The 16966-nt window shown below is 56.4% G+C and carries 18 protein-coding genes; 8 read left to right on the forward strand and 10 right to left on the reverse strand.

Features of this window, described 5'->3' with window-relative positions; translation table 11 throughout:
* Positions 1–61: 61 nt before the first annotated feature.
* Positions 62–1879 (forward strand): translation elongation factor 4, encoded by a 1818-nt coding sequence (gene lepA / locus SynA15127_RS04125; protein ID WP_186485117.1) that lies wholly within the window; start codon positions 62–64, stop codon positions 1877–1879.
* A gap of 134 nt (positions 1880–2013) precedes the next feature.
* On the opposite strand, the gene SynA15127_RS04130 is transcribed toward lepA, so the two are convergent.
* The 5 genes from SynA15127_RS04130 to SynA15127_RS04150 all read right to left on the reverse strand — a co-directional run bounded on the left by SynA15127_RS04130 (position 2014) and on the right by SynA15127_RS04150 (position 7802).
* Entirely contained in the window at positions 2014–3792 is a 1779-nt protein-coding gene (locus SynA15127_RS04130) for a hypothetical protein (RefSeq protein ID WP_186485118.1), read from the reverse strand.
* A gap of 105 nt (positions 3793–3897) precedes the next feature.
* Positions 3898–4560, reverse strand: coding sequence for a Tfp pilus assembly protein FimT/FimU (locus SynA15127_RS04135; protein ID WP_186485119.1), 663 nt, complete (start codon positions 4558–4560; stop codon positions 3898–3900).
* The gene (locus tag SynA15127_RS04140) at positions 4545–5063 is read right to left on the reverse strand and encodes a prepilin-type N-terminal cleavage/methylation domain-containing protein (RefSeq protein WP_186485120.1); all 519 of its coding nucleotides are present in this window, start codon (positions 5061–5063) and stop codon (positions 4545–4547) included. Before SynA15127_RS04140 ends, SynA15127_RS04135 begins: the two co-directional genes overlap by 16 nt.
* A 151-nt stretch (positions 5064–5214) precedes the next feature.
* The gene (locus SynA15127_RS04145; RefSeq protein WP_186485121.1) at positions 5215–7212 is read right to left on the reverse strand and encodes a hypothetical protein; all 1998 of its coding nucleotides are present in this window, start codon (positions 7210–7212) and stop codon (positions 5215–5217) included.
* 62 nt (positions 7213–7274) lie between these two features.
* Positions 7275–7802 carry a type II secretion system protein gene (locus SynA15127_RS04150; protein ID WP_186485122.1) on the reverse strand — a complete coding sequence of 176 codons (528 nt, stop codon included), beginning with the start codon at positions 7800–7802 and terminating at the stop codon, positions 7275–7277.
* Between the two features lie 235 nt (positions 7803–8037).
* On the opposite strand from SynA15127_RS04150, the gene SynA15127_RS04155 reads away from it, so the two are divergent.
* Positions 8038–9522: a hypothetical protein gene (locus SynA15127_RS04155; protein ID WP_186485123.1), complete on the forward strand. Its 1485-nt coding sequence runs from the start codon at positions 8038–8040 to the stop codon at positions 9520–9522.
* Positions 9523–9580: 58 nt separating this feature from the next.
* Here the strand turns inward: SynA15127_RS04155 and SynA15127_RS04160 are convergent, their stop codons facing one another.
* Positions 9581–10030 (reverse strand): type IV pilin protein, encoded by a 450-nt coding sequence (locus SynA15127_RS04160; RefSeq protein ID WP_186485124.1) that lies wholly within the window; start codon positions 10028–10030, stop codon positions 9581–9583.
* A gap of 163 nt (positions 10031–10193) precedes the next feature.
* Here SynA15127_RS04160 and SynA15127_RS04165 point away from each other — a divergent pair, with 163 nt between their 5' ends.
* On the forward strand, positions 10194–11468 hold the full coding sequence (locus tag SynA15127_RS04165; RefSeq protein ID WP_186485125.1) for a sensor histidine kinase KdpD: 1275 nt from the start codon (positions 10194–10196) through the stop codon (positions 11466–11468).
* Here the strand turns inward: SynA15127_RS04165 and SynA15127_RS13485 are convergent.
* Together SynA15127_RS13485 and SynA15127_RS04170 are read right to left on the reverse strand one after the other, a co-directional pair.
* Positions 11417–11548: a hypothetical protein gene (locus SynA15127_RS13485; protein WP_255475570.1), complete on the reverse strand. Its 132-nt coding sequence runs from the start codon at positions 11546–11548 to the stop codon at positions 11417–11419. The two genes, SynA15127_RS04165 and SynA15127_RS13485, sit on opposite strands and share 52 nt — an antisense overlap.
* Before the next feature lie 89 nt (positions 11549–11637).
* On the reverse strand, positions 11638–12360 hold the full coding sequence (locus SynA15127_RS04170) for a response regulator transcription factor (RefSeq protein ID WP_186485126.1): 723 nt from the start codon (positions 12358–12360) through the stop codon (positions 11638–11640).
* Between the two features lie 42 nt (positions 12361–12402).
* Here SynA15127_RS04170 and SynA15127_RS04175 point away from each other — a divergent pair, with 42 nt between their 5' ends.
* From SynA15127_RS04175 to SynA15127_RS04190, 4 genes are read left to right on the forward strand one after another with little or no spacing between them, the layout of a single operon-like run.
* Complete coding sequence (locus SynA15127_RS04175) at positions 12403–12879, forward strand: hypothetical protein (protein WP_186485127.1); 477 nt, start codon at positions 12403–12405, stop codon at positions 12877–12879.
* A complete protein-coding gene (locus SynA15127_RS04180; RefSeq protein WP_186485128.1) occupies positions 12879–13274 on the forward strand; it encodes a hypothetical protein in 396 nt (131 codons plus the stop codon). Before SynA15127_RS04175 ends, SynA15127_RS04180 begins: the two co-directional genes overlap by 1 nt.
* Positions 13271–13771: a Tfp pilus assembly protein FimT/FimU gene (locus tag SynA15127_RS04185; protein ID WP_186485129.1), complete on the forward strand. Its 501-nt coding sequence runs from the start codon at positions 13271–13273 to the stop codon at positions 13769–13771. Before SynA15127_RS04180 ends, SynA15127_RS04185 begins: the two co-directional genes overlap by 4 nt.
* Positions 13761–14309, forward strand: coding sequence for a prepilin-type cleavage/methylation domain-containing protein (locus SynA15127_RS04190; protein ID WP_186485130.1), 549 nt, complete (start codon positions 13761–13763; stop codon positions 14307–14309). The genes SynA15127_RS04185 and SynA15127_RS04190 overlap by 11 nt, the downstream gene beginning before the upstream one ends.
* Here the strand turns inward: SynA15127_RS04190 and SynA15127_RS04195 are convergent.
* Positions 14279–14635 carry a hypothetical protein gene (locus SynA15127_RS04195; protein WP_186485131.1) on the reverse strand — a complete coding sequence of 119 codons (357 nt, stop codon included), beginning with the start codon at positions 14633–14635 and terminating at the stop codon, positions 14279–14281. The genes SynA15127_RS04190 and SynA15127_RS04195 overlap by 31 nt on opposite strands.
* Entirely contained in the window at positions 14632–16158 is a 1527-nt protein-coding gene (locus SynA15127_RS04200; RefSeq protein WP_255475571.1) for a HAMP domain-containing sensor histidine kinase, read from the reverse strand. The genes SynA15127_RS04195 and SynA15127_RS04200 overlap by 4 nt, the downstream gene beginning before the upstream one ends.
* Between SynA15127_RS04200 and SynA15127_RS04205 the strand changes: the two genes are divergently transcribed.
* Complete coding sequence (locus SynA15127_RS04205) at positions 16127–16948, forward strand: ABC transporter permease (RefSeq protein ID WP_186485132.1); 822 nt, start codon at positions 16127–16129, stop codon at positions 16946–16948. The two genes, SynA15127_RS04200 and SynA15127_RS04205, sit on opposite strands and share 32 nt — an antisense overlap.
* Positions 16949–16966: the final 18 nt, after the last annotated feature.

Here is a 16966-nt window from a genome sequence, read left to right on the forward strand (position 1 = left end):
GAGTCGACTCCCTAGGATTGGATCAGTGGTTACTGACCCCAGGACGGGTACTCGCCGACGCATGACAGACGCCCCCGTCTCACGGATCCGCAACTTCTGCATCATTGCCCACATCGATCACGGCAAGTCGACCCTGGCCGACCGGTTGCTGCAGGACACGGGCACGGTGGCCAACAGGGACATGCAGGAGCAGTTCCTCGACAACATGGATCTGGAGCGGGAGCGGGGCATCACGATCAAGCTCCAAGCCGCCCGCATGAATTACACGACGGCGGATGGGGAGGAGTACGTCCTCAACCTGATCGACACCCCCGGCCATGTGGACTTCTCCTACGAGGTGAGCCGCAGCCTGCAGGCCTGCGAAGGCGCCCTGCTGGTGGTGGATGCCAGCCAGGGGGTGGAGGCCCAGACCCTGGCCAACGTCTACCTGGCGCTGGACAACGATCTTGAGATCATCCCGGTGCTCAACAAGATCGACCTGCCCGGAGCCGATCCCGATCGGATCAAGGAAGAGATCGAGGCGATCATCGGCCTGGATTGCAGCAATGCCATTCCCTGTTCCGCCAAGACCGGCCTCGGGGTGCCCGAGATCCTGCAGGCGGTGGTGGATCGGGTGCCGCCGCCGAAGGATGCGGTGGAGGAGCCCACCAAGGCGTTGATCTTCGACTCCTACTACGACCCCTACCGCGGGGTGATCGTCTACTTCCGGGTGATGAGCGGCCGCATCAGCTGCAAAGACAAGGTGCTGCTGATGGCCAGCCAGAAGACCTATGAACTCGACGAGATCGGGATCATGGCGCCGGATCAGAAGAAGGTGGATGAGCTGCATGCCGGTGAGGTGGGCTACCTGGCGGCGTCGATCAAGGCGGTCGCCGATGCCCGCGTTGGCGACACGATCACCTTGGTTAATGCGCCGGCGGATGAGGCCTTACCCGGATACACCGAGGCCAAGCCGATGGTGTTCTGCGGTCTGTTTCCCACCGAGGCCGATCAGTACCCGGATCTGCGCGATGCCCTCGACAAGCTGCAGCTTTCCGATGCGGCGTTGAAGTACGAGCCGGAAACCAGCAGTGCCATGGGCTTCGGCTTCCGCTGCGGCTTCCTTGGGCTGCTGCATATGGAGATCGTGCAGGAACGGCTCGAGCGTGAGTACGACCTCGATCTGATCGTCACCGCACCGTCGGTGATCTACAAGGTGAACCTGATCGACGGCAGCGAGGTGATGATCGACAACCCGGCGACGCTGCCGGATCCACAGAAGCGGGAATCGATCGAAGAGCCCTACGTGAAGATGGAGATCTATGCGCCGAACGAGTACAACGGTGCGCTGATGGGTCTGTGCCAGGAACGGCGCGGCGAGTACATCGACATGAAGTACATCACCACCGATCGGGTGACGTTGATCTACGAGTTACCGCTGGCGGAGGTGGTGACCGACTTCTTCGATCAGATGAAGACGCGCACCCAGGGCTACGCCTCGATGGAATACAGCCTGATCGGCTACCGCAAGAACCAGTTGGTGCGCCTGGATGTGCTGATCAACGGCGATCGGGCCGATGCCCTCACCACGATCGTTCATCAGGACAAGGCTTACAACGTGGGCAAGGCGCTGGTGGAGAAGCTCAAGGAACTGATCCCCCGCCAGCAGTTCAAGATTCCGATCCAGGCCTCGATCGGCAGCCGCATCATTGCCTCCACCAGCATCAGTGCCATCCGCAAGGACGTGCTGGCCAAGTGCTACGGCGGTGACATCTCCCGCAAGAAGAAACTGCTGAAGAAGCAGGCCAAGGGCAAGAAGCGGATGAAGGCCATGGGCAAGGTGGATGTGCCGCAGGAGGCCTTCATGGCGGTGCTGAAGCTGAATGAAGGGGGTGGGTGACGACTTCACGCCACTGACGGCCAGGTAAGGCTTGTTACTCGATCCTGAGGGCAGTGATCGAATGTTGTAGTTGGCTTCGAGGAATCGCAGCTATCAATATTAGTATTGTGACCATTGTTTCTTATTTCCGACTATTATTGCTTGCGTGCTTGTGTGTAATTGCCGTTTGTGGATTCAGCAAGCTTCTCCATCCAACCTGAGTGGAGCATGATCGAGGCTGCATTGACGATTAAAGCCTCGTGGCCATCCGCAATTCTTTCATCATTGATAGTCTCAAAATAATCCGCCGCGGAGTCGAAATCATCGTCTACCTCTGCGATGCGTGAGCCATAGACAATAAAATCGGATGTCGGTAGCCCGTCCGAGAGAAAATAGAGAGTATCAGCTGAACGATCTCTGAACGCACGTAAGAGTGCTTCCCATGGATTTGTTCCGCCCCATGTGCTTGGCTTGATGTAATCCCCGTCCTCGTCCATGTCAAAGCTAGAAATAAATTCTAGGGCAGATTCTCGATTTTCTCCTATCGTGACTAGACCATCTTTTGATCTGCTCCATTGTCGGTTGTTGTAGTATGAATTGCCATTATTGGATTTAGAGCTGAAAATTTCGACGCTTACTTTGGTGTTAGAGGGTAGACTTTCGATGATCTTTGTCATCTCTTCTTTAAGTCGTTCCATCCGCGTCTGATTGCACACGTAGGAATTGACATTGTATGAAGGACTGAAAGGATAGTTGGTTGTGACACGTGCTGGATCACCTTCTGGAGTCTGGAACTCTCGTGTTGATGTGCCGGGAATGAGTTTTCCTCGATCATCTCTGCTCCAGTCCATACAGGCTCCCATGGAACCTGAGCCATCAACCAGAAATCGCACGCGATCGCTGGTAATGGGTTGTCCACCGGTCACCCAGTTGGATGTCAGCCCTGAGCTCTGATCATCAGGATTGATTAAACGTTTATCCGCACGGGCATAGGCAGTGAGCTGCAGCGGTTGGCGGCCTGCTCGATCAGCAGCACTGGAAACGGCGAGCTGACTGGTTTCGATGCATTGTTGGTCTTCCGTTTCAGTTGGACAGTCCATCGGGCCTACAAATTGAATCAACTTGCGACGGTTGTCCGTTTGAAAGCGAAGTGCTGGCATTAGGTAACCCTGCTCTGGAGACTTGTTATCGGAAAGAATTTCAAAACCATAATTACCATCCCCGAGTGCGCTCAGATAAAGCAGAATGTCATCGCGGTTGACGTCCTCAGTCTTAAGTTCTTCGTTTCCGATTTTTGCCCCAAAATCTGTCGGTAATGTGCTGGCGCATTCACCATCTGCATTGAAAGAAAGGCATGGCATGGCTGCGATACCATTCAGCACTGTCGCCACATAAGGAACGGCTGATGTTCTGTAGTTGCCGTCCAAGTCCAGCTGACTGCCGCACCTTTGAATTGAGAATGTGCTGCTACTACTTCCTTTTCCAAGTCCATAGAAGACATGATGATAGGCACCATCATCATTCATTTTTAGAGCGTAAAGGGGGATAAATCTTGCGCGTTGTTCGGGTGTAAGCTTATTTGTAGTGCTTGGTAGACCATTGGCAATTGCTTGGCAGATTTGAACTTTATCGTTTAATCTAGAAAGCCTTGTATAGTCTAACTCTGGGTCTTGTGGTTCACCATTTACCAGGGTATGAAGGCTGCGTTCTATTTCTGATCGCATCAATCTGAGTCCGTTCAGCGTGTTCTGACGTTGGGAGGCTTTTTCTTCGCTTGTTTTCATCAGCGACTGTGTTGATTGCACGCCCACCGCTGCAGCTGTGATGATGAGCGTTCCAGCTGCAAGTGCTATCAGGGTTTCATGGAGACCAAATCCTTGCTCCCTTTTGCGTATGGTCCTCAAGCTGGTGTTTTGCTTAGGCAGGCGTTTCATGTGCTTTTCTGCCGATTGTTATGCTGTCTTTCACTCAATATGGCAAAAGTGATGGCATTACATCAGAGAGAAAAGTGATGGTTGCCTGAAAGATGTCTGTAAGACTTAGCCTGCTTCTGTACATGTGCCATTGATCCATGTTCCTGAGTAAACCTGGCCGTTTCCTGTGATTTCAACACATCGGGTGAGGAGCCTGCTTTCTCCTCGCTTGTTAACTGCCCACGATGCAGCGGCATCTTTCGACTGAATGAGGATGGTGAGATCATGAGGACTGGCGGTTGTTCCAGCTGGGGTAAATGTAAAGACACCTGTTGTGGCAGAAACAAGCACATCGCTCCTTTCATTGGCTCCCTCGATATTGACCACACGCAGGGCTTGTGAATTGAGGCTTGGATCTGTGGTGGTACGGCAGCTTTCGAGATGATCGGTTGTTTTTCGGCTGCCATCGTCATTCTGTAATTCTAAAAAATCAGTTGGTTTCATAAATGTGTTGACTTTGAAATCTGGATGGATTGAGAAGTTGATTTCGCAGCCCACTTTATAAGCGCTTACCCTGGCCTTAAGATTGAAAAAACCTGTTTCGATATTGTTAGTGTAACGGTCAACTTTACCTTGGGCGATCCCTCTCTGAAAATCAGGTAAGGCAGCTGTGGTGGTAATGCCAACGATGGTTGCAGCAACAATCATCTCCAGTAGACTAAATCCTCCATCATTGGTATGAATCGTCTGCTTTTGAATTGAGGCGAGATTTTTTAATAAGCGGGGCATCGGCTTTGAAAATTAGGGTTCAGTTCGAGGCGACGATATTCCTCGGTAATATTGTCTTCGGGGGGCTCAAAGAGATAAATAACTTCGACAATATCCTTATCATTGACTGGCGTGAATGTGATTGATTTGATGTTTGAATTAGATGGGAGGCTGATTTCTGGAAAATAACGTGTTGATCCGATCTGGCCATTTTCTTGCAACACTGTTGCAAGATATTCTGCTGGCTTTAAACATGCTGATGCTTGATCTGCTGTAGGTATACGCTCATAAGTGAGGAGAGAATCTGCTTGTTGAATCAGTTGAATATGAGTTTCGATATCAGCTTCAATTTTCCGCCTATCGGCATAATTGCTACTGCCCGCCAAGGCGGAGGTGCCCATTCGCGCAACTGCAGTCATCGTCATGATCACCAGTACTCCAGCAATGAGAGTTTCCAGCAGCGTGAAGCCACGCTGACGATCGTCTCGTCTGAATCTTTGTGGATAGCGCTTCAGAGTACTCACTGAATTCACCAAATGATGCCGTTAGGGTTGCTGAGATGCTTGATCTAACTCTCTAACCATTTTCAACGGATGCTTAGGACTTGATATGAGCTTCGCTTCAGTGTTCCCTGAGAATTGGCTAAGTGAAGAAAGTGGTTTTGAGTCTTTTTTGTTACCAGCGCTTGAAGATATCGAGACCACTGCCTCGGATACCGCGCACAACTCTTCGCCCCAGACCTGCACGGTCACTCCAATTCCAAAGGCTCTTTCCTTGCAAAACATAGGCTTCTATTTTGCCTTCATTGTTTGTTCCCTCTGTTGTGAGATTGAGTTTCCCATCTGGGCAAATAGCACTTACCCAAATGATGCCATTAATGTTTGCATTTTTAGGGCGTACTCGTCCACTCTGCATTGAAAACCATGCAGCAGGTAAGCTATTCCCTTCAAATTCGAAGTCGTTCTTAGTCTGATCATTGATACTACATCCAAGAGTTGGCGATTTATTTTCTGAAGTAATCACGAGGTTTTGTGGTTTGTTGTTGCAGTCCTTAATGTTGATTGCGTTGACGCCACAAAGTTTTCCGGATCCTTTCAGGCTGTATTGGTAGTTGTTGACCAAATCTGACCTTCGGTTGCCCGTTGTGATGTAAGGATGAATCACGACAGGGCGACCATTGTTTTCAATATAAACTTCAGTGTTGTTGAGATTGAGGTGCTCGATATAAAGGTGGCAAACATTTGAGTTTGTATTTTCAGGGCAGATGTCGTTTCGGCTGATCCTAATGGTATTTAGTGATGTATCTGAGGTGCTGTTGCTCGTTGTCGAGAAGGGGCGCCATCGCCAGTTGTTGTCGGCTAAGTCGCAGTCAACGGCGTTGACTCGTGTACATTCTCCGATTTCTTTTCGCTTTGTATTTGCATTTATTCTCCATTGCGTAATGATATCTCCCGGCTTATTGTCAGACCTATAGATTTTACCCTCCCAGTTCCACCTCCATCCCTTCATGTATTGAGAGGACTGACATTCTTCTTCGGGCAGGATTATGTCAGATTTGCATATTCCAGTTTGAATGTAAGTTTTTCTCCTGCTCCTCCTTTTCTTGAATGTCGTGTATCTTAGGGTGGTGTCTTGGCTTTGACCTTGATCACTCAGTTGCTTGAGTGTGGGTATTTGCTGATCATTGCTGTTTGGACCAGTTCTTGTGCAGACGATCGATTGAACCGTATTATTGTTGTCGTCTTTGCAGGTTAATCTTTCTGCGCTGTCGTCAAAGCTCCAGATCCTCTGTGCCTTGCGACCATTGACAATAACTTGATCGGTTGTTTTATCACCACTGTATATTGTTGAGTTAGGTATGTATGTCACGGCTCCTCCATCAGTGCTGATGTTGCGTAATATTGGCCAAACTGACTGTGGTTGGCCGACTTCATTGGATGAAATCCCTTTTGTGTCAGTGCATAGGGATGTGTCATAGGCCTGCACGAAATGGGTTGCAATGCCAGGGCCGAGCAGCTTGATTGGATTGGTGGAGGATGAGTTTATTGTGTAGCCTGCAAGGACAGCCCAGTCTTCCGGGCGAGTAACCTTGGATTCAACTTGAAGAGATCGGGTTAGTCGGGCACGTGCAAGAACTGTTGCTTCGGAAGTTCCTTCGCTTTGTGTCGTTCGAACAACACGGCCTTCAACTTCAAAGATCGCCTTACCTGCATTTTGAGTGTATTGATTAAGGCGATACATTGTGCTGATGGTTCCCTTGGTGTCGCCTCTCAATGTGTTTCTAGAAGCATCACCGCCTAGTGGATAGAAGTCTGAACTGCGTGGCCATTCTGTCTCTTTCCCGCGGGTATCATCAATCAGAGGCACGGTTCTGATGATCTTGGTGTCAAGTGCACTCCGATTGGCACAGAACTCACCTTTATCGTAGATATTTTCCCATGACCAGGATCCTGGCTCATTGTTGACCTCAAACAAGAAGCCTCGATATTCTTCCGTACTTCCTCTGTTGAGCGTTGCAAGGATTCTATTGAAACCATTATTGGCAGCTGCCTCAGCCATTTGCTGATAACTCTCTGAAGCTGATAGCTTTCGAGCTGTCAATTGTCTGATCAGTAATCCTGTCGCAGCTGTGATCAGCAGTGCTCCAGTCAGCAGCGCGATTAACATCGCCATACCTTGTTCCCCAGGTGGGGGGGCGAATTTCAGTGACTGATGTGTGACTTTTTTGATTTGTGTCATGGGTTAGGGCTAGGGGTGCTCTTCTTGCATGTCAGATCACTGGTGGCTGCTGCAGTTGCAAGTCCGTTGCGACCTCCGAGTCGGATGTCACTGGCTCCGTTGGAGAGGTCTATGCAGGAAATGACGTTGTATCTCGCTACCGCACCTGTTCCTATCGGTGTTGCTGTGAATTCAAAATAATCATCACCGGTTCCGGAGCTACGGTTGATAGTGAAATCACGGTTTGGTGTTGAAATATTTGATGTAAGTTTGCCGCTTGTTGTTGGCCCGTTGGATGTCATCACAGCACTGATCTCACTGAGATGTTCCCAGGTGGTTGGGGCTTCTCCAAATTCATCCTTATAGGTTGCTGCAGATACGGCGAGTTGCGAAAGTAAGCTGGCAGCTTCACTCTGTCTTGCACGGTGAAGATTGTTGAGTAACGGTGGTGTGGCAATCGAGCTCAGAACGCCCATGATGGCAACAGAGATCAGCATTTCAGTTAACGTGAAACCTTGCTGATGTTTCGCAATCTTCTTGATCACTCCCTTGTCGCACGAGAATTAATACTCCAATGTTATTCAGTGGTTTTGCTTCTCGTCTGGGGAATGGATTGTGGTTGCCTGAGTCAGGCCTGAGGATTCTCTGCTATTCCTGCTTTTGAGACACTCTTGGTTAAAGGACTCTGTGCCCTTTTGCTCAAAGGTTGGAAGTTGGCTTGTTCAGTAGATGACCTTCGAAATCTCCTGGCTACGTTGTGCGCGTTAGTGGACTGAAAAGGTGAGCAAACCGCGCCAGAGATCGTTGCTGTTCAGTGCTACCAGGTCTCTAGGTTCGAATCGGGTGCGGCATCTTGCTTCCCGGGTCTCCGAGATTTCTCGCAGCAACTGGGCTTTAGGGGTGTTTCTTTTCGCGCCCTTCCTATCGATCATCTCAGCTCCATTTTTCTTGATCGGCTTTGATCGCTTTGGCGTGCAGTGGCATGTGTTGCTGTTGAGCTGCTTGGTCGCGGCGGTTCTGGTCGTACCGCAGACGGGGTTCGTGCCTTTTCTTCGGAAGCTGCTTGCCTTTCGTGCTGTTGCCTTTGCAGTGGCAGCTTTTCTGATCTGGCTTGTCTGCATGGGACTCGTCCATGGATTTGTGGCGCAGCTTGAAAGCCTCTCTTCAGCCTTGATGCTGCTCCTGATGTTGCCGGTTGCTGTTTACGCTGTTGCTGAGAATGAGCATCGCGATTGGTTGATCGGTGCGGCTGTTGTTGTGATGTCTGTGATTGTTGTTTTGGAGAATGCCTTTTTGACGCACTATCTGATCAATGGCAAGGGTTTTAATTTGGTCTACCTTAATATGCTTGGTCCTCCGAAACTTTTTTTCAATGTGCGGGATGGAAACTTTTTGGCCTTGGTCCAGTTTCAGGCGCTCATCTGCTGGATTCTCACTTTTTTTCAGAGGGGTTGGAATCAGTGGAATCAACGCTTCGGCCTTTTCTTATTCAGCGTGGCCTCTTTTGTTGCTTTTTATAATGCTTGGCTGACAGCTGGTCGGGGTTTTCTTTTGTCCTTGGGCTTTTCTTTGCTGTTGTTGGCAACATTCGCTTATCGCCGTGGTGATCAACTCCTAGGCCAGCTGACGTTGGCTTCATTCTTGTCTGGTGGTCTGGCCTGGCTCACCAATATGGGCTTGCGACTGGCGTTTGCTTCAGTGTCTGTTTCTGGTCGTGCACGCGATGCTGCGTTGATTGAGCGGGCCGATGGTGGCAGATTTGAGATCTGGGGAACTTGGTTGAACTCAGGGCTTACGCAGTCTCCGCTCTGGGGCCATGGGCTTGGCTACCTGCCGGAGACTGGTACCAACGGGAACCACACGCCTCATAATCTTCTGATTCAGCTGGTGGCTGATGCGGGCTTGTCGGGTGTGCTGATGGCTGCCTTGCTCTCGATTGTCGCGTTCCTTGCGTGCAGGCAAATAAGGACCGAGTTGTTGCTCTTGATGGCATTACCTACGTTTCCAGTCTTGTGCTACTTGCAGTTTGGTTCGGTTTTGTTTTGGCCTGCAGGTGTGTGGTCCTTCTTTATCTTGATTTTGTGCATTTTGGTTTTGATCTGCTTTCAGGTGGAGTTTCCTTTTTGCGATTTTGATGGTGCTGATCAGGCTGAACCTATTCCTTCGTTTTTCAGCGGCCGCGTAACAGCCTTTAGCGTTTTGTTTATTTTGTGCTTGTTGGTGACAGCGCTGAGTGGTGCAAAATATTTGTTCTTTGATTTGTAGTGGCTATTTTGGCGTGCGAAAAGCCCCCTTGGTGGGGGCTTTTGAATAGTTTGTTATGTCAGCTTGATGAGACAAGGGTGATTGAGCCATCGCTTCCCAATGTCGCGACTGCAGGGGTTGCGCGTTGGGGATTGGTTCCATCGCCATCCGTTGCGGTGAAATTAACTGATGAAGTTCCAGCTGCTGGGCAATCCTGTATGCTACTCCCAGTCAAGTCTGTTAATGCTAGTACAATCTTGTTAGAGCTAGGCGCATTGTAACTGTCCTGATCATTGGTGACTTGTAGTGCTGCGCAAGATTTGGCCGCTGCCATTGCAGAGGCGTTCAAGCTACTGATTACACCTTTTTTCTGCTGATTCAGGAAGGCGGGAAGTGCAACGCTGGAGAGGATTCCAAGGATGATGACGACAATCAGCAGCTCCACCAGGGTGAAGCCTTTTTCGAGTTTGTTGCGTGATTTCTTGCGCTTGAGCAGAGCAAGTTGCAGTTTGCTGTTCAAGGTGGTCATGAGTTTTAGTGAGGTGGTTTTGCACGTTTCGTGCTGACCTCTTCACCATGCCCGCAGCGGATGGTCGTTTCTGGGTGGAGCCGCTAAAGCTTCCCTAAGAGGCCTCTTAGGTTTGTTCTCAGACAGTTCTGCGTTTCGCCCACTGCCTTCGTTGAGGGTGTGGTTGCAATCCACTTCTCTTCTGGCGGTGGTCGCGGGTTACAGCCTCTTGTTTGTGGTGAGCAGCAACCTGCGTCAGGAGCGGCGGCTGCAGGCTTATCAGCAACAAGCCAACGCGTTGATTGAACAACAGCGTCTGATCTCACCATCAGGGACCGGGCTCTCCACCCTTGATATGCAGTTGTCGTTGATGGACAGCGGCAGGGAGTCAGCTCCTCAGCTGCAGTTGGAAGCGGACGGCTCCGCCTGGATGGTCAGTCGTCAGTGGCTCAACAGGCCTGGTCGTTCGCCCCTTGTGGAGGTGCGCCAGAACATCACGCCCCAGTGGCGGCAGGATCGTACGGATCAGTTGCTGTTGGTGGCGGCGGCCGGTGGATCGATGTTGTTCACGGCGCTGTTGCTGCGCTTGGTGTTGCAGCGGGGCTTGATGGTTCCTCTTTCTGCACTGCGTGAACAACTCAACCGGCTGGAAGCGGATTCGTTGAATCAGGCGCCGATCGCGTTGAGCCGCCAGCCTCGCGAACTGCAGCCGATCGCCGAAGCCTTCCATGATTTGCAGTCACGCCTGGCCAAGGCGTGGGAGCAGGAGCGCTTCTTTGTGGATGGGGTGGCCCATGAACTGCGCACGCCGATCAGTGTGATCTCCGGCCATGCCCAGCAGTTGAGCGACCAGCCGTTGCCGCCATCGCTGCAGCCGCCGCTCGCCCTGATCGAAGCAGAAGCCAAGCGCATGGGGCAGTTGTTGCGGGTGTTGCTGGAACTGGCGCGCAACGACAGCGGTCGCCTCACACTGGCGATGCAACAGCTCGATCCGGAGGATCTGCTGCTGGTGGCCTACGAACGTCTGCTGCCGTTGGCGCCGGATCGGTTGCAACTGGCGGCTCCTTCACCAACGGCGCTGATGCCGATTGATGCCGACCCCGATCGACTGCAGCAATGTCTGGCGGCCTTGGTGGAGAACGCCATCGCCTACGCCTCGGGGCCCATTCAGCTGTTCGCCTCAGCGGAACCGGATCGGGTGGTGCTGCATGTGCAGGATCAGGGGCCTGGAATCTCTGATCAGGAGAAAACCAAGGTGCTGGAGCGCTTCACCCGCGGCAGCACCGCCACGGGCACCCGCGGCAGTGGCCTGGGTTTATCGCTGGTGCAGCAGTTGATCGGCCTGATGGGAGCCGATCTGCTGATTGCTGATGCACCGGGAGGTGGCGCTGATGTGCAGCTTCGGTTTCAGCGGCTGGAGACGACTGCTGGAGTCGCCGTCGCTGCAGGCTCGCCGTAGGGGGGGATGGCCGCCACGGTGAGCAACACCACGGCCGGCAGCACCAGGCCCACAAGCATGGAGGTGATCAGGTCGCGCATCGCGCTGGTTGGTCTTGTTTCACCCTTAGCCATCGTCAACCCCCTTGGCTGGTGAATTGGCTTGGATCTCGATGATGATTCGCTGACGATCAGTCGCTTGCGTCGCCGTCCCGCGCCATGAAGCCAACTCCACGGATGGTGTGCAGCAGCTGCGGCTGCCCCGGCTCTTCGATTTTGCGGCGCAGATAGCCCATGTACACATCCAGAGTGTTGGGGTCTCCCACAAAAGGGTTTCCCCACACCCCTTCGAGAATCGCCTGGCGGCTGTGCACGCACTCCGGTTCCTGCACCAGGAAGCAGAGCAGCTCGAACTCCCGCTGAGACAGGTTCACCTCCCGCTCACCGCGGCGCACGCTGCGGCTGAACAGATCAATGCTCAGATCACCGAGGGTCAGATCGGCCGGCCGGCGGGCATCGGCCTCATAGCGGCGACGGCGCAGCTGGGCGCGCACCCGGGCGATCAGCTCCTGCAGCTCGAACGGTTTGGTTAGGTAGTCATCAGCGCCGGCATCCAGCGCCGCGATCCGCTCCTCCAGGGAATCGCGGGCGGTGAGCATCAGCACCGGGGTGTTCAGTGCCGTGCGGCGCATCCGCCGCAGCACCTCCACCCCCTCCAGATCCGGCAGGGTCCAGTCCAGCAGCACCAGTTCGAACTCCCGCTGGCGCAGATGCAGCAGCGCCTGCTGCCCGTCTGCGGCTGGCGTGCACTGGTGCCCCGCCTGCTGCAGCGTGTCGATCAGCAGCTTCAGCAGCTCCGGATCGTCATCGACGATCAGCAACCGATCGGGTTGGTCGTTCAGGGGAGCCGCCATGGCGCGCAGGGTAGAGCTGCCACCGGGGAATGCTCTGAGCCGTTGACGTTCACCGCTGTCATGGCGCTGCCCACCCTTTTTTGTACTGCTCGCCCGCCCTGTTGCCGTGGCTTTGTGCTGCCGTTGGCTCTCAGCGGCTCCGCCCTGCTGCTGCTCTCCAGCCTGTCGCTGCAGACCTTGGCGATGCACCAGCTGCAGCGCAGCCGCCACCGCCTCGAGCGGGTCTCCCGAGCTGATGCCTTCCTCTCGGCTGCCATGCAGTTCGCCCAGCGCAGCGGCGCCGCTCAGGCCTGCCTCTTGCAGTGGCCCTCCCAGCAGTGGGATCAGTCGTTGTTCTGCCCCGGCGCTGATCCCCGTCTGCTGCAGGCCGGCAGTGCCGAGGGGCTGCAGTGGAGCCTGGAGGCCTGGCAGCCGCAGGGCCATCGCGGCCAGCTCACCCTGCGCTTGCCGCAGCGGGGTGTCGCAACGCTCCCGTTGTCGATCACGTCAGCAGGCGCGCAGCTGCAGGAGGCCGTCTGATGACCCTCAGCGAAGTGCTTGTGTCCGCTGTGATCCTGGCGATCAGCACCCACACCTCCCTGCACAGCTGGTCGCGGATCACGGCCACCACGCAGCGCCAGACCGCTCTGGAGCGGGCCCTGCTGCAGGCCGATCAGCAGCTGCTGGCGGCACGTCGGTTGCTGCGCCGCAGCCCTGCGGCTGGCTGTGCGCTCTCCCCGGCGCATCTCGACCAGCAGCTCGCTCCACTGCTGCAGCAGACCCCGGGGATTCAGCGCAGCTGGCAGCAGGATCCGCTCGCCGGTGGCCTCTGGCTGCGGGTGGCTGTGGAGGCCGGCGCTGATCAACTCCGGCTGCAGCGGCGTCTGTTGGTCACCGCCGCAGGGCTTGGGCTCTGTTCGCCGGTAGAGGCATGAATCGAGGCTTCACGCTGGTGGAACTGCTGGTGACCATTGCGGTGCTGGGCCTGTTGGCTGGTACGGCCGTGGCGGGATCCGGCCGCGATCAGGCGCACTTGGAGCTGGAGGTGGCCCTGCGGCGGCTGCGGATCGGCTTGGATCGGGGGCGCCTGGCGGCGGAGCGGCAGCAGCAGCCCTGCGGGCTTCACCTCAGTTCTGCCGGTTGGCAGGCGCCTGCAGATGCCGCGCTTCCGGCCTGCCCAGCGGTCACCCCTCTTGCCGAGACCGGAGCGTCCGCCATCAGCCTGCGCAGCAACCTGCCGCCCCTGGTGCGTTTCACCGCCAATGGCCTGCTGCTCGATGGCGGTGTGGTGGTGCTGGCCCATCCCCGCCTGCCGCAGCGCCCCTGCCTGGTGATCGGGCTGCCGCTCGGCATCACCCGCAGCGGCACTTATCAGGCACCACTTGAGGAGCGCCTGAGTGCGACCCATTGCCGCCCGGACGATGCGGCCTGAGCCTTCTGCCCCTGGATTCACCCTGGTGGAACTGCTGCTGGCCGGCGCCCTCGGGGTGCTGGTGTGCGGCGTGGCACTGCAGCTGCTGATCGGTGATGCCGCCCGCAGTGGTGCCCTGGCTGAAACGCTGCGGCTGCGGCGTCTGCAGGGCCGCACCCTGGCGCTGCTGCAGGGAGATCTGGCCCAGGCCGGTTCCTGGCAGGTGGCTCCCGTTGTTGATCCGGCCTGGCCCTGCTCGATCGGCACACGGCAACCTCTGATCGCCATCACCCCGCAGAACGGCACCGATCCGATGGTGTACAGCCTCGGAACGGCCCCCTCCGGCCTCTGGCGCGGCCGCGTGCTGATGCGCTGCGGGCCGGCCTTCGATCTGCAGGGGCAACCGAGCAGTCATGGGTCCTATCTGAACCGGGTGGTGCTGGATCGCGTCGAGGCCTTCCGGATCGAGCAGGATCCGCAGCTGCCGCTTCTGCAGCTGGAACTGGAGCAACGCGGTCCTGGTCGTGATCAGCTGGTGCGGTCTTCTGCGGTGGGTTGAGGTTCCAGCAGGAAGAAGGTCACCACGCTCAGCTCCGACACCGCCAGCAGCACGTGATCGAGCCAGCCGAACTCCACCCCCATGCCCATGGCGGTGATCCAGCTGTTCACCACCACCAGCACCACAGCGAACACCGCCAGCACCACCGCCGGCAGTTTCATGAGTTGCTGCCGGTCTCCCCACAGCGTCGTCAGCAGCGGAATCAGCAGCACGGTGGAGATGCCGTGCAGGATCCGCATCGAGAGATCGCTGTGCATGTGAGGGGTGATCGCCGCCCAGAGATTCACCGGAATCAACAGGGAGCAGAACACCAGATAGCTGATCATCGCGGCAGTTGAACGGTGAAACGACTGCCTTCGCCGAGGCGGCTGCAGACGCTGATGCTGCCGCCCATTCCTTCCACCAGCAGCTTCACAACGGACAGTCCCAAGCCTGATCCGGTGCGTTCTGGGGCATTGCTGGCCCTGTGGAAGCGATCGAAGACCCTCTCCAGCTCGTCCTCCGGGATGCCGATGCCCTGATCGATCACATCGATGGCATGGGAGTTCGGCTCCTCGCGCATCACCAGCCGGATCGGTCGATCCGGCGGCGAGTATTTGTCGGCGTTCTCGACCAGATCCAGCAGCACCTGACGCAGACGGCCCGGATCGGCCTGGGCGATGGCGTCCCGTTGCTCCACAGTCGCTGGCAGTTCCAGATGCAGCGGCCGCTGCAGGGTGCTGCGGGCCAGATCGGCCACCTGTTCCAGCTGGTCCGCCAGCCGCACCGGTTCGCTCTGGATGCTCAATTTGCCGGAGTCACCCCTGGAGAGGTCCAGCAGGTCGTCCATCAGCCTGCGCATGCGGATGCTTTCCTCCTCGGCGGTGCGCAGTCCACGCACCTGGGCCTCTGTGAGGTTGTCGCCCCGCTTCACCGTGCGGTTCAGGTAGCCCTGCACGATCGTCAGCGGCGTGCGCAGTTCATGGCTCACGGCGCTCACGAACTGCCGCTGCTGGCTCCACGACTGCGCCAGCCGCTCCAGCAGGGCGTTGTAGGTGCGGCCCAGCTGCATCACCTCCACCGGACCACGCTCCAGGGGCAGCCGTGCCGAGGCCAGCGTTTCGGCGGTCATCTGAGCGGTGGCGGCATTGAGCTGTTCCAGGGGCTGCACGATCCGTCGCACCAGGCTGCTGACTGCCATCAGGGTGATCACCAGGCAGCCGCTCCAGATCAGGATCATCAGGGCCAGATAGTCGTTCATAGCCCGCTGGTTCGTGCTCACCTCCTGACTGATCCACAGGCGCGCTCCGTTTGGGAAGCGTTGCACCAACTCGCTCAGATACAGCTGTTCGCCGAGTCGGATCAGTTCCTGGCGTCCCACCACCCGGTCCGGGTTGGCGGCCATCGACGACTGGATCGCCTCATCGGAGATCTCCAGGTGATCGCTCTGGGGCAGCACCAGGGAGTCGTCGGGGTTCTCCACCCAGAGACTGGTGCGCATGCTCGAGTGCAGCAGCAGTTCCTGCTGCACGAAGGCGCGGTCGTCGGTGCCCCCTTTGCGCATGCAGGCCTGGATGGCCACGGCGCTGCGCCGCAGCTCCTGGGCGTTGTTCAGAATCAGATTGCGCTGGCCGATCCATAAACCCACCGACGACGCCCCGGTGAAGCCGAGAAACACCGCCAGATAGGTGGCCAGCTGAAGTTGACCCTGGAGACTGCCGAGCAGCTTGGTGCGCCAGGAAGGGGAGAGGGCCATGGCGGCATTCTCCTGGCATTCGGGAGACAATGCAGCGAGCCGCGGCGGGTTCGCCCCCTTGAGCATCAGTCTTTCCACACGCATGGCCCGCTGGGGCCTGGTGATCGTGGCCATCTACGCCCTGGTGGCGCTGCTGACGCCGTTGCTGATTTCGTTCGGGGTGCTGCCGGATGTGAACACCGGCCTCAGCAACCCGATCTATGACCCTCCCACCTGGAGCCACTGGTGCGGCACCGATCGCCTCGGCCGTGATGTCTGCGTGCGCACCATGGCGGGCAGTGGCGTCGCTCTGCAGGTGGTGCTGCTGGCGGTCGGTGTGGCCCTGCTGGTCGGTGTGCCGCTGGGCATGGTGAGCGGATACCTCGGGGGTGCCGTCGACCGGGTGCTGGTGCTGCTGATGGACACCCTCTACACCCTGCCGGTGCTCCTGCTCTCGGTGGTGCTCGCGTTCCTGCTGGGCAAGGGCATCCCCAATGCCGCCGCCGCCCTCTGCGTGGTGTACGTGCCGCAGTACTTCCGGGTGGTGCGCAACCAGACGGCGCAGGTGAAGAGCGAGCTGTTCATCGAGGCGGCGAAGTCGCTGGGGGCCGGCCCCCTCTGGATCCTGCGCCGTTATCTGTTCCGCAACGTGATCACCTCGGTGCCGGTGCTGCTCACCCTCAACGCCGCCGATGCCGTGCTGGTGCTGGGGGGTCTGGGATTTCTTGGCCTTGGCCTGCCGGAGACCGTGCCCGAGTGGGGCGGTGATCTGAACCTCGCCCTGGCGGCCGTGCCCACCGGCGTCTGGTGGACCGCGCTCTATCCCGGCCTCGCGATGTTCATCCTGGTGCTAGGCCTCTCCTTCCTTGGTGAGGGGATCGAAGCCTGGGTCAGCGGCGGTGACGGCCGGCCGGCGTCAGACTGAATTGACTGACGACGACAC

It is taken from the genome of Synechococcus sp. A15-127 (genome assembly GCF_014280215.1).
In the GTDB taxonomy this organism is placed as follows: domain Bacteria; phylum Cyanobacteriota; class Cyanobacteriia; order PCC-6307; family Cyanobiaceae; genus Parasynechococcus.

Excerpts from the sequence above, each read along its gene's own strand:
- SynA15127_RS04170 (WP_186485126.1), bottom strand. The coding sequence starts at position 12,360 with ATGGCGGCTCCCCTGAACGACCAACCCGATCGGTTGCTGATCGTCGAT.
- SynA15127_RS04160 (WP_186485124.1), bottom strand. The coding sequence starts at position 10,030 with ATGACCACCTTGAACAGCAAACTGCAACTTGCTCTGCTCAAGCGCAAG.
- SynA15127_RS04180 (WP_186485128.1), top strand. The coding sequence starts at position 12,879 with ATGACCCTCAGCGAAGTGCTTGTGTCCGCTGTGATCCTGGCGATCAGC.
- SynA15127_RS04135 (WP_186485119.1), bottom strand. The coding sequence starts at position 4,560 with ATGCCCCGCTTATTAAAAAATCTCGCCTCAATTCAAAAGCAGACGATT.
- SynA15127_RS04195 (WP_186485131.1), bottom strand. The coding sequence starts at position 14,635 with ATGATCAGCTATCTGGTGTTCTGCTCCCTGTTGATTCCGGTGAATCTC.
- SynA15127_RS04200 (WP_255475571.1), bottom strand. The coding sequence starts at position 16,158 with ATGGCCACGATCACCAGGCCCCAGCGGGCCATGCGTGTGGAAAGACTG.
- lepA (WP_186485117.1), top strand. The coding sequence starts at position 62 with ATGACAGACGCCCCCGTCTCACGGATCCGCAACTTCTGCATCATTGCC.
- SynA15127_RS04145 (WP_186485121.1), bottom strand. The coding sequence starts at position 7,212 with ATGGCGATGTTAATCGCGCTGCTGACTGGAGCACTGCTGATCACAGCT.
- SynA15127_RS04190 (WP_186485130.1), top strand. The coding sequence starts at position 13,761 with ATGCGGCCTGAGCCTTCTGCCCCTGGATTCACCCTGGTGGAACTGCTG.
- SynA15127_RS04205 (WP_186485132.1), top strand. The coding sequence starts at position 16,127 with ATGGCCCGCTGGGGCCTGGTGATCGTGGCCATCTACGCCCTGGTGGCG.
- SynA15127_RS13485 (WP_255475570.1), bottom strand. The coding sequence starts at position 11,548 with ATGCGCGACCTGATCACCTCCATGCTTGTGGGCCTGGTGCTGCCGGCC.
- SynA15127_RS04185 (WP_186485129.1), top strand. The coding sequence starts at position 13,271 with ATGAATCGAGGCTTCACGCTGGTGGAACTGCTGGTGACCATTGCGGTG.
- SynA15127_RS04130 (WP_186485118.1), bottom strand. The coding sequence starts at position 3,792 with ATGAAACGCCTGCCTAAGCAAAACACCAGCTTGAGGACCATACGCAAA.